Annotated in this window: 9 protein-coding genes; all 9 read right to left on the bottom strand. The window is 38.4% G+C overall.

What is annotated here, in order from left to right; translation table 11 throughout:
* Positions 1-458 precede the first annotated feature (458 nt).
* The 9 genes from QZ738_RS04845 to QZ738_RS04805 all read right to left on the bottom strand — a co-directional run bounded on the left by QZ738_RS04845 (position 459) and on the right by QZ738_RS04805 (position 11202).
* Positions 459-1694: a carboxypeptidase-like regulatory domain-containing protein gene (locus tag QZ738_RS04845; protein ID WP_293785210.1), complete on the bottom strand. Its 1236-nt coding sequence runs from the start codon at positions 1692-1694 to the stop codon at positions 459-461.
* A gap of 200 nt (positions 1695-1894) precedes the next feature.
* Positions 1895-3547 (bottom strand): DNA repair protein RecN, encoded by a 1653-nt coding sequence (gene recN / locus QZ738_RS04840; RefSeq protein ID WP_293785208.1) that lies wholly within the window; start codon positions 3545-3547, stop codon positions 1895-1897.
* A gap of 99 nt (positions 3548-3646) precedes the next feature.
* Positions 3647-5731: a M56 family metallopeptidase gene (locus QZ738_RS04835; protein WP_293785206.1), complete on the bottom strand. Its 2085-nt coding sequence runs from the start codon at positions 5729-5731 to the stop codon at positions 3647-3649.
* A 94-nt stretch (positions 5732-5825) separates the two neighbouring features.
* Positions 5826-6197 (bottom strand): BlaI/MecI/CopY family transcriptional regulator, encoded by a 372-nt coding sequence (locus tag QZ738_RS04830; RefSeq protein WP_293785204.1) that lies wholly within the window; start codon positions 6195-6197, stop codon positions 5826-5828.
* Positions 6198-6594: 397 nt separating this feature from the next.
* Positions 6595-7707, bottom strand: coding sequence for a TlpA disulfide reductase family protein (locus QZ738_RS04825; RefSeq protein WP_293785202.1), 1113 nt, complete (start codon positions 7705-7707; stop codon positions 6595-6597).
* A 52-nt stretch (positions 7708-7759) separates the two neighbouring features.
* Entirely contained in the window at positions 7760-8653 is an 894-nt protein-coding gene (locus tag QZ738_RS04820; protein ID WP_293785200.1) for a DUF4835 family protein, read from the bottom strand.
* Positions 8650-9846 (bottom strand): bifunctional phosphopantothenoylcysteine decarboxylase/phosphopantothenate--cysteine ligase CoaBC, encoded by a 1197-nt coding sequence (gene coaBC / locus QZ738_RS04815; protein ID WP_293785198.1) that lies wholly within the window; start codon positions 9844-9846, stop codon positions 8650-8652. The genes QZ738_RS04820 and coaBC overlap by 4 nt, the downstream gene beginning before the upstream one ends.
* Positions 9847-9924: 78 nt before the next feature.
* Complete coding sequence (locus QZ738_RS04810; protein ID WP_090988294.1) at positions 9925-10251, bottom strand: DNA-directed RNA polymerase subunit omega; 327 nt, start codon at positions 10249-10251, stop codon at positions 9925-9927.
* A 3-nt stretch (positions 10252-10254) separates the two neighbouring features.
* Positions 10255-11202, bottom strand: coding sequence for an outer membrane protein assembly factor BamD (locus tag QZ738_RS04805; protein ID WP_293785196.1), 948 nt, complete (start codon positions 11200-11202; stop codon positions 10255-10257).
* Between the last annotated feature and the right edge of the window lie 472 nt (positions 11203-11674).

The following is an 11674-nucleotide window of genomic DNA, read 5'->3' as shown; positions in this document are numbered from 1 at the left end:
ATTTGTTAGGCCGGACTTAAGTAGAACGGAGACCCAGTGCGAAGGCCTTGTTGGATGGAAATGCATATTTCATAAGTGACTAATTATCAAATAATTAAAAATTAACGTCAATGGTAGCGCAGCGAAGAATCTTTTTTCTAGGTAATCGTTTGAGGGGACGCTAATAAGCGAGCATCTTTTTATCTGGAGACTAAAGTTCCGTTTTCTATGGCTACAGCAGTCCCGACATCGCTTGTTTCCTCGTTGCGCTACCAATGAAAATCGGTACAGGTAGCGGTCTACTGTGGACTAGCCGGGTTCAAAAATCTCTAATCGGGTAACAGGCACTGCCAGCTAAACCCGACCGCAGTAAAAAAACCACAGCCCGAAGCATGAGGGCGAGGATTTGTAACGCAGGGCGGGACTATCTGAACCGACCAGCAATGTACCTGCTTTCCTAAAAAATGTTTTATTTAAAGCTATTTTTCGAGATCAAGGGGAGGTAGATAATCCATCGGTACGCTATCGGCAATTTTTTCCCAGGCCCAGTAGCCGGCATAAAGCATAGCGCGTGGATTATAGATCCCGCCGTTCGCATAAAAATATACTGGTGCTATTTGTAGGGTAATGGTCGATATCTGATAGTCTGGCATATCTAAAGGCCTGTTGATGGATAAACCTATCCGGTTGGCAAATAATGGATCTTCCTTTTCTTTTGTGTAAATAACGTACAGTTTATCGGTGAAGTTTATGCTTTTGATATTCTGATTTTTAGGGTGCACCAAGGTATCTTGTAAAATCGGACTACGGCTTAAAATGGAAATGCCATCAGGGAGGTTTTTCTTTCTGATCCAATAGCTGAGTGAGTCTCCATGATTAAGATTTATTGTTTTCCGTAATAAACCCTCCTGCACTTTCGCTAAACGTTTAATATTGGCCCTGATGACACTGTCAGATGGCTTGTCGGGATTGGGCTGGCTAATTAATTTGTTAATGATAAAGCCATCTTTTGTCGCCGTACCATTGTAGAGTGATTTAAAAAAGTGCTGTGATGAACCCAGATAGGCCGTTAGACGTTTCTTTGCCCATATCTTTTTTTTCCGGGCCGATCCTTGTAAATCTTCATAATACGGAAAGCCCTCATAATAGATGATATTGGTTCGGCTACTATACTCAAAATTGCTGACCAAATATTTTACCCGGTATCCCAATGCCTGGTTCTCAATAACTAAAAACTGATCCGTTTTTACCGTCAGTTTTGCCTGCTCGTTGTCGTAATCTATCAGTAACACATTTGGGTTAATCATTTTACATTGTTCTGCATTTGGCGTGGTACCAATAAAAAAATCTTTAAACATGGCAATATAATGGGCCCTGTTCGGATCTGGTTTAATGGTAACTTCGTTTAACTGGGTGATACTTTCTTCCAAAACGAGATCAAGTTTTATCGCCTTATCAGAAATAATAATATTTTTATTTAGCGCTTTATAGCCGATTAGCTGTACTAAGATATTATAATTGCCAGGTTTAAGCGACAGGGCATAACCGCCGTTATTGTTGGAAACAGTTGCAATTTTATAACCACTTACATATACGCCTGCACCAGGTAAAGCTTCACCATGTTTATCTTTAACTGTACCCGAAAGCAGGTAATTTTGTTGAGCCAAGCAAATTTTACAAACAAACAGCAGGAACAGGGTTAATAAGGATTTCATATGATAAATATAAACTAAATTATTAGTTTATTGTATGAAAAAGAAATATTATATTAAAAAGGTCTCCATCTTCAGAGTAGGGTAGCATCGAGATCCTTCTATCTCCGTGGTGGGTGTCTTCACAGACCACTAAATTTATCAGTTTTGATATTGAAAGGTCTGTGAGGACACAGACATTGGAATTGGATTAATAATTTAAATTAAGCTAATAACTCCTTTGCGTTTTCGATAGCCGATACACCTGGATTTTTACCACTTAACATTTCGGCAATTATTTCGATACGCTCTTCTTGTTTAAGTTTCCGGATGCCAGTAGTGGTTTTTCCGCCGTCTTCATGTTTATGAACAAAATAGTGAGATCTGCCTTTGGCTGCAATTTGCGGTAAGTGTGTAATCGAGATGACCTGCATGTTCTGTCCTAAATCTGAAATTACCTCTCCAACTTTGAGGGCAGTCTCTCCAGATATTCCGGTATCGATCTCATCGAAAATAATGGTAGGCAAGGAAGTATGTTTGGCCAGTAATGCTTTTATGGCCAACATTAAGCGCGATAACTCACCTCCTGATGCAACCTTATTCACGGGGGCGGGTGGCTGACCCGCATTGGCCGTAAAAAGGAGGTTTATTTCATCCAAACCATCTTTATTTAGTTCGCTTAATACTTTTTGATGTAAAACCATTTTTGCGTTTGGCATTCCCACTTTTTTTAAGGTGATGCTGGTTTGTTCCTCTACTAGTTTAATCGCTTTTTTGCGGTTGGCACTTAACTGACCGGCCTGTTGACGTAAAGCTTTTTGAAGCTGATCTATTTCTCTCTGTAGCTTCTCGATATGCTCATCGGAAGATAAAAGTTTGTTCAGATTTTCTTCCAATTGTTTTTGAAGCGCCAAGAGTTCGATATTATTTGCTACCCGATGTTTCTGCTGCAAGGAATAAAAAAGATCCAGCCTTTGATTAACCAGTTCTAAACGCTCGGCACTGTGTATGGTGTTTTCTTCTATACCAGAAACCTCATCGGTAATATCTTTTATTTCTATAATGGATGAGCGTAACCGTTCGTATAGCACATTAACTGCAGGATCGAATTTTTCGATACTTTGTAACTGTAACGAAGCTTCTTTTAAAATCTGCAGGGCAGAAGGCTCATTCTCGTTAATTAGACCCGAAGTGGTAAGTAATGCTCTTTTGATGGTTTCGGCATGGGTTAATCTTTCCAACTCCTGTTCTAAATCTTCCTGCTCTCCATCCTGTAGTTTTGCCTGCTCCAATTCGTTAAACAGAAATTGTTCATAATCCTGTTTGTTCCTGGCTTCATCAGCATCAGCTACCAGTTTCTTTAACAGGCTGATGTCATGTTTGAGCTTTTTAAATCCGCGATGATAGTCTGTCAATAAGGATTTATGGTTTGCCAGTGCATCTACAATTAAGAGTTGAAAATCGGTATCGTTAATTTCCTGTGTAGCATGCTGTGAGTGGATATCGATGAGTTTTTCGCCAATTTGTTTAAGAATGGATAAATTTACAGGTGTATCGTTAATGAAAGATCTTGTTTTGCCATCTATTGATATTTCTCGTCTTAAGATGCTTTCGTTTGAGAAATCGAGATCATTTTCTTCAAAAAGTCCTTTCAGCTTTTCATCTGCCAATGTAAAATTACCTTCAATAACGCATTTTTTATCCTGATTAAAGAAGTACTTGCTTTCTGCCCGTTGACCTAAAATTAGTGACAAGGCACCAAGGATGATCGATTTACCAGCGCCGGTTTCACCTGTAATAATATTCAAGCCCTTATCAAATTCGATATCCAGACTATCAATTAATGCGTAATTACGTATAGAAAGTTTTTGTAGCATACCAAGCAAAAATATCAAAATTTATTCAACAGCACGCTACAAAACAAAAACAGCGAAGAATAATCTCCGCAGTTCATGATCTGTTTGGTTTATCTGGAATTATTTGATCAGGATATTAATTACATTATCGTTATCGATTTTTAAATTGGGCGTTTGAACATAAGTTTTGATTGCCAATTGATCCGCACGGGTAAAATCTGATTTTTTATAGGTTACTACAGCATTTGCTGTGTTGAGGGCCTTATCTGCATTTGTAAAATCCTGGTTTTGATATATCATCACCGCCGGAGTAATCTTTGAGCTTTTATTGCCGCCTTCAACTTTTTCCTTTTTCTCTTTCTGCTCTATTTTTTCTTTTAGTTCTTTTACTTCCTTATCAAATTTTTCTTTCAGTTTTTTATACTCTTCCGTATGTTTTACCTTACTGTTGGCGTCATCGTTAAATTTTAGAAAAATTCGATCTGAAAGCTGAAAACCATTGGCTTTATATAAAGAGTCGGCATTTAATCTGTTTAATTCAGATAGTTTCCTTATTTCGGCTGATTTTGAAGTAAGGCTTTCAATTTGGGCCCTGAATTCTGGAGTATTCATCTTGGCCGCCATATCTTCACCTAATTTTTTCCATTTCGCCTGCGCCTCTGGCGAGCTATATTGTCTGGCTACATCTTCGCCGAACTTTTTCCATTTGGCCTGTGCCTCTGGCGAACTGTATTGTTTGGCCACATCTTCGCCAAATTTTTTCCATTTGGCTTGTGCTTCTGGCGAGTTGTATTCTTTGGCCACATCTTCGCCAAATTTTTTCCATTTGGCCTGTGCTTCTGGCGAGTTGTATTCTTTGGCAATGTCTTCGCCAAATTTTTTCCACTTGGCCTGTGCTTCAGGAGAATTGAATTCCTTATTTATTTTGGCAATTAACAGCGAATCGTTGAATTTAAATTTGAAACTGCTATCCAGATGCAGTTTGTAGATATTTTTGCCTGCAAACACTTCGTCTCTGTAAAGATCTTTCCTTAGGCTATCTGGCATTTCTTTTACCGAATTATATTCGGTTTTTTTACCATTGGCGTCAATGGTCACAATCTTAATTTTACGTTTTTTAGTGGTATCCGTGTACACAACGGTTTTCAGATCATTGTGGTTTATTACACTTAACACTTCAATATTCGTTTTTTTAGTGTCTTTTTTATTTTTAGTTGGATTGATCCAGGCAATAGAAAACAGGCAGGCTACCCCTAAAGTTAAAGCTGCCATTTGCTGTTTGGCGTTTAAATAATTTGTTTTCATGTTGGTTATTCTTTTTATGCGTTGATATAAATTCTGGGTTTTACCTGTCGCTGCCAGTGCATATGCCGGACTGTTTTTATCTTTTAACAGTTCCAGTTTAAGTAGGGCATGGGCATAATTCAATGGTTTTCCGGTTATTTTTAGCACTAAGTCATCACAGGCATGCTCGCGCTCAATATGGATAAAATTACCTGCCATCCACACGAATGGATTATAAAATAATATGGTTTCTATAGCCGTTTTGATCAGGTTCAATAAGAAATCGTTTCTTCTGATATGTGACAATTCATGGATGAGTATCGCTTCTACCTGATCGTTGTCTAATTGATTGACTAGGGCCAGGGGAAATAATACCACAGGTTTCAGATAACCGATAACCAAAGGAACGTTAACGATAGAAGAAATGTGAAACCGAATAACTTTGCTGATTTTAAGTTCGGCAGTTAAGTGCTCGAAAATAATTTTCCAGCTGTCGGGAATGGCACTTAGACTTTCTTTTTTTAGTTTGGAAAGCTGGCCATAACCTTTAATAATAACAAATAGTTGAAGCATTATGCCAATGGCATAGAATATAACAACAATAGGGAAGTATTGTTCTGCCCGGCTGCTAAAAGTTGGCGGAAGGTTATTCAAATACTGGTATACCTGTATATTTTGGGCATTAATTGCAGGTGCCGGAGTATTTACATTCAAAGTTAGTTGGTGAACGAAATTGTAGCCAAAGCCAACAAACATTAAAACGATGGCGCTAAAAGCAAGGTTGTGCTTATGTTTTGCCGCCAGCTTCGGAATGCTGAGCATGATGATAAATAGGATACCATAAATGATGGCACTTTGCCAAAGTGAGTTTACAATACTCCAGCCAAAGGCTTTAATGAACTGTTGTAATAAAGTTTCCATAACGGCGGTTTTAATTTTTAAACGGATATTATCCGAAAATTTTAATATTGATTCGGGATCCAAACCCTACACCTTCCAACCTTAAACAATAGCCTTACTTTAGGCTATCTAAATATTTTTTTATTTCGTCAATTTCTGCTGCACTGGCACTGTGGTTACCCAAAGCCTGCATCACCAATCTTGCTGCCGATCCGTTAAATACATTATCGATCAATTTGTTTACCAGCTGTTTTTCAGTTTTATCCCGACTAACAAGTGCTTTATAAACGTGTGTTTTTTGGGTAGTATCTCGCTCTACCATACCTTTCTCATGTAAAATCTGCATCAGTTTTAAAGTAGTAGTATAACCAGAGTCTTTTTTGTTCAATGCCTCATGTACTTCTCTTACCGTTGCATGCCCCTTTTGCCAAAGTACCTGAAGGATTTCCATTTCACCTTCTGTTGGTTTGATGTGATAATTATCCATATGTTACAAGTTGTACGAATTATTTCGTATTCAAATGTACGAAGATATTCGTAATAACAAAATTTTTTAACAAATTTTTAATAGCCAATCATCGAAACTGATTAAGTGGTTAACTGTATGGCGAGAAATCCTGATATAAAGTTTCGGATTATTAAGCGTTGAAAAGGCACCTGGCCTATAAAAAACCGACTTGAGTGATTAAACTTGATTGATGTGGATACCGGCCTGTGTGTAAGGCCTGCAGGCGCCCACCTGAACGAACGGGCAGGTATGAACGAAAGCAGGACCATCTTTAATTGAAGCAGATCACTTGCTTTGCTAAAGAATACCAAAGGCTTATTGATTAGTTACAATTAACCGATTTAAACAATTAGCCAGTTAATCCGAATCAATGTAATTACTTACCAGCACCTAATAATTCAGCCATTTTATCGCGTAGTTCTTTTCCCTTAATATCCTTTGCAATGACTTTTCCGTTAGGGTCAATAAGAACATTTGAAGGTATTGAAGTAACGCCATAAAGTTTAGCAGCGTCGTTTTCTTTTTGAAGATCAGACACCTGCGTCCAAGGCAGTTGATCTTCTTTAATGGCTTTTAACCAGTTGGCTTTGTTCTCCAATACATCGATCGATACGCTGAGTACAGTAAAGTTTTTTTCCTTATACTGATGATAAACAGCTAAAACATTAGGATTTTCTTCCCTACAGGGTAGACACCACGAAGCCCAAAAATCTACAAGGACATATTTGTTCTGATAAGTTGAAAGTCGGATCGGATTACCATTTATATCATTCTGGATAAAGTCTTTTGCCATCATTCCTACCGTGATTTTTTTACCTTCTGTAATCCTTCTGATTATTTCCTTAGCCTCTGGCATCATTTTAAGCACGGTAGATAACTTAGCAAAACTTTGTTCTACCCGGGGTAAATTTTTGCTTATACGCGCCAGCTGACTTAATGTTAATAAACTTACATACGAATTTGGATGGCCATCGGTAAAGTTAAACTGTTGCAAAATGATTTCGTTATCTACACCAGTAGTTTCCGCTTTATTTAGGTTTACTGATGTGTCATCTTTAAGTTCACCTGGATTTTTTAACTTTTTCCTTTTATTGTAAAGCGGTTTTAATACACCATGTAGTTTGGCATAGTCGTTATTTAACGGAGTTCCAGAAATAATGGAGTTGTTTAAGGTATCTGGTGATTTAAGTATGATCTGGCCTTCCTCGATATAGACATCAAAAGAATCAAAAAGCTCGTTTGCGTAACGGGGATTATCATTTCTGCAAATATAACCTCTAACTGTAGTATTAAAAGTGCCTTTAAATTCGAATGAGCCTTTATGAACTATATTAGAATCCTCAATTAACTGATGACCTTGCCGAAAGGACAAAAAGATCTTATCGCCATCTTTATAAGCCTTGCCAAATCCTTTAATGCTGAATGAAGATTGTGCCAGCAAGCTTAATGGTAAAAGACAGATCGTAATTAATAAAAATCTTTTTGTCATTTTTAGAAATTATATCTGAGCTACCACCATACATTAACTCCTGATCAAAAAACTAATTTTTCTTCAGCCCTTCGTACTTGCCAATATTCGCGGGATCAATTTCTGCCAGCATGTTATAGGCTTTCATTCGTTCCTGTCCGTTAAGTTTAGAAAGCACATTGGTTACCTCTTCGGCTTTGGCAGCAAAGTAAACATTAGGGAAAATAGAACCCAGTTTCTGTTTATCCATTTGTTGTAATGCGGGCAGGGCAGCCACAATCTGCGTTAAGCCTTTATCATGATCAGTTAGCTGATCCAAGCCGCTTAAATGATAACTGTAAATGAAATTGCGCAGTTCGAAAAAAATGGGATTTAAAACATTTTCGTTAAACCAAAAGCGGTTGCGTAAGCCATCAACAGCTCTCCAGCCGGTATTGCCCGAAGCCTGCGCCAGGTTAACAATGTTCTGTGCTTTTTTATAAAAAGGCGTGCCCCCCATTTTGCTAAAACTATCTTTGTCCATTCCGATGATGGTGTAGGCCCAGTAGGTCAGCAGCGAACTGATATTGGAAATGTAATTTTGATCAGAAAAATCGATCGTAGCCCCGTCGTTGAAATTAAAATCGAAATTTTTATCGCTCATATTTAACAAAGTGCTATTGTAAGAGCTGTTAAAAACCGGGCGACTGCTTTGAATCTGCGCTTCAGCGGTGTAACCAGAACCACCATCCCATGAATTGATGGTGATGACGAAACTGCAATCTATACGTTCCTGTGGCTGATAATTTTCGTTGCTGAATTTGTTGTTGTTCAAAAAATCGCGGATTGTTTTTTGCAAAGCATCTAATGTTGATTTACTGATGTTCGAAACCTGTGGAGCCAGCAAAGTTACCCTTGCATTTAGCTCCTGAGCGTGTAGCTTTCCAAAACCAACCAATACCAATATCCAAACAATCTTTTTTATCATTTCGTAATTTTTAAAATGGCCGTACAAATATCTTTGGCAACAGCAGTTTTTGATTTCATTTCAAATACAGTCCGTTCAAAAGCTTTGTTAAAAATAGTAATTTTATTGGTATCTGATTTAAAACCTGCACCCTTATCATTCAAAGAATTGAGTACCACAAGGTCTAGATTTTTCTTTTCCAGTTTGCCTTTGGCATAATTCTCTTCATCGTTGGTTTCCAAAGCAAAGCCAACTAAAATCTGGTGCGATTTTTTTGCCTTACCTAGAGATGCGAGTATATCTGTTGTTTTTTCCAGTTCCAGAAACAATCCGCTATCCTCTTTTTTAATTTTTTGGGTAGCAATCTGTTTGGGTCGATAATCGGCCACAGCGGCGCACATTACGGTAATATCAGTTTCTGCAAATGCCGCAATACAGGCATCGAACATCTCCTGTGTACTTACTACATCAATTCTTTTTAAACTTTGATCGGCTTTTTGTGCAGTTGGTCCGGCAATTAAAGTTACCTCAGCACCCAGTTTGGCCAGTTCATCAGCTAAGGCAAAACCCATTTTGCCCGAAGAATGATTGCCTATAAAACGTACCGGATCTATGGCTTCGTAAGTAGGGCCAGCGGTAACCATTACTTTTTTACCAAATAGGGGCAACGATTTTTTAATCGAATTATCCAGGAATAAAACAATTTCTTCCGGTTCGGCCATCCGGCCTTCACCCCAAAGTCCACTGGCCAGTTCGCCATTGGCCGGAGCAATAACGATATTTCCAAAACCGATCAGCCGATCAATATTACTTTGAGTGGTTTCGTGTTTCCACATATCCAGATCCATAGCAGGAGCTACATAAACCGGGCATTTGGCCGAAAGATAAACAGCGGTTAATAAATTATCACAGATTCCTGTTGCCAGTTTGGCTAAGGTATTAGCACTTATCGGAGCTATAATAATTAAATCAGCCCATAAGCCCAGCTCAACATGATTGCTCCATACGCCTGTTTCTTCCTCGAAATATTGGGTATAAACCGGATTTTTAGAAAGCGTAGCAAGGGTAAGTGGTGTAATGAAATGAGCACCATCAGGAGTTAGAATAACCTTTACGTTTGCGCCAGCTTTTACGAGTAGCCGAACCAAAAATGCCGACTTGTAAGCCGCGATGCTACCGCAAACGCCAAGGATTACATTTTTATTTTTTAGCATAATGCGCAGGGTACATCAGGCATGGAGCGTAGAGCGTAGTGCTAAAACGCTTTGCCCTAAACGCTATGCGCTTTGCAATTACTTTTGTTCTTTAGCAGGATTTCTGTGGTAAACTTTGCCATTCAAAAACTCATCCATGGCAACCAGAACAGGCTTTGGCATACGCTCGTAATGCTTACTGATTTCAATCTGCTCACGGTTTTCGAAAATTTCTTCCAAATTATCGTTGCTAGAAGCAAATTCTGCCAATTTACCGTGTAACTCCTCTTTAACGTTGTTTGAGATCTGATTTGCCCTTTTGGCAATTACCACTAACGATTCGTATAAATTATCAGTAGTTTTATCTAAATCGTGTACGTTTCTGGTTACTGTAGTATTAGGTACAGCAGGTTTGTTAGTGTTCATCTATTACTTGTTTTTAATATCCGTATTATCTGCATTAGTTGGTTTTACAGAAACAGTATCCTTTAATTTACCGGTTCTGATCAACATCTGTTTGTATTTTTCCTGATCGGCAGCATATAATGCCAATTCTTGCTTGGTTGTTACTATGCCTGCCTCAACATCACTTTTAAGCGCCTTCGCATCTTTGGCAAATTTACTGTCAGGATGGTTCTCCGTAAATTCAGTATATAAAGCAAGCGCTTCATTGTAACGGTCTTCCTGGCGGATGATATAACTATTTTTTGCGTATAAATATTGCGCCTTAATCATCAGGAAATCCATTTCCTCAGCATATTTAATATCTGGGTAATCCCTTTGCGCATTTTTTAAAGCAATAACAGCTGCCCTGTAATTATCTACATTGCTAGGCCCTGTGGTTAAATACATTTTAGCATTTTCAAAGGCTTTATCCTCTAACTTTCCCCTCAATACCGCAATATATTTTCCGGCAGCAGCAGCGCGATCGCTGGTAGGGTATAAGTTGATGAATAATTGTAATGCATCAATAGCTTTATAAGTATTTTCCTGATCTAAAGAGAAATTTGGCGATTCTAAATAATAGCAGTAAGCAGCCATATATCTTGCTTCTTCCGCATTCTTACTTGCAGGATAGGTATCAGCAAAACTTTTAAACTGGTATCTCGCAGTAGTGTAATCACTTAATCTATATAGTGTGTAAGCATAATAATAGTTCAGGTCTTCAGCTTCCGCACGGCCACGATATTTTTGAGAAAGGTCCTCAAAAAGCACTAATGCCTTACTATAATCGCGTTTATTATACAAACGAAGTGCTTCCTGGTATTTTTTTGCAACGTCATTGCTCGCCCTCAATTTCTCGAAACGACTTTTACAACCCGCAATACCCAAAGCGGCAATAAATACCAAAATAATGAAGTGTTTAACTTTAAACATTTTGCAAAGATAATTAATAATACGATAACATCAATAAAAACAATTGGCCGCTAAGCTATGCAAAGCAATTCAGTACAAATATACAGTTAACAAATTTTAACATATAATTTGTATCGTCGTTCGTAGATGTATATAGTATTGTTTGTTTTCAGCAAAGCAGTTGTTGTGCTGCTATATCAGTATGTTCCCGCTATACGCTCCAAATCCTCGCTTCGCTGCGGGCTTTCCGCTGCTATCACCTGCCTGCTGCCGGCAGGGGTTTAGGTGGGCAGTTTCTTCCGAAGTTTCAAGGTGCCTGGGCGCGGGAAAAGCTTCGGAGGTTTAACGGCTTTCTCGGGCCGGTCGGTCATCCTGAGGGATAATTTATTTTATAAAAATCAATATAGATGACGTAACTAATTACTTATGCCATACAGCCCAGTCTTGCCTCGGCTTACCGCCGCCGAATGGCTCTTACTTTTTGGCATCAAAA

Source organism: uncultured Pedobacter sp., assembly GCF_913776295.1.
In the GTDB taxonomy this organism is placed as follows: Bacteria; Bacteroidota; Bacteroidia; order Sphingobacteriales; family Sphingobacteriaceae; genus Pedobacter.
The sequence above is the reverse complement of the archived record's forward strand: the minus strand, read 5'-3'. Positions and strand labels throughout refer to the sequence as shown.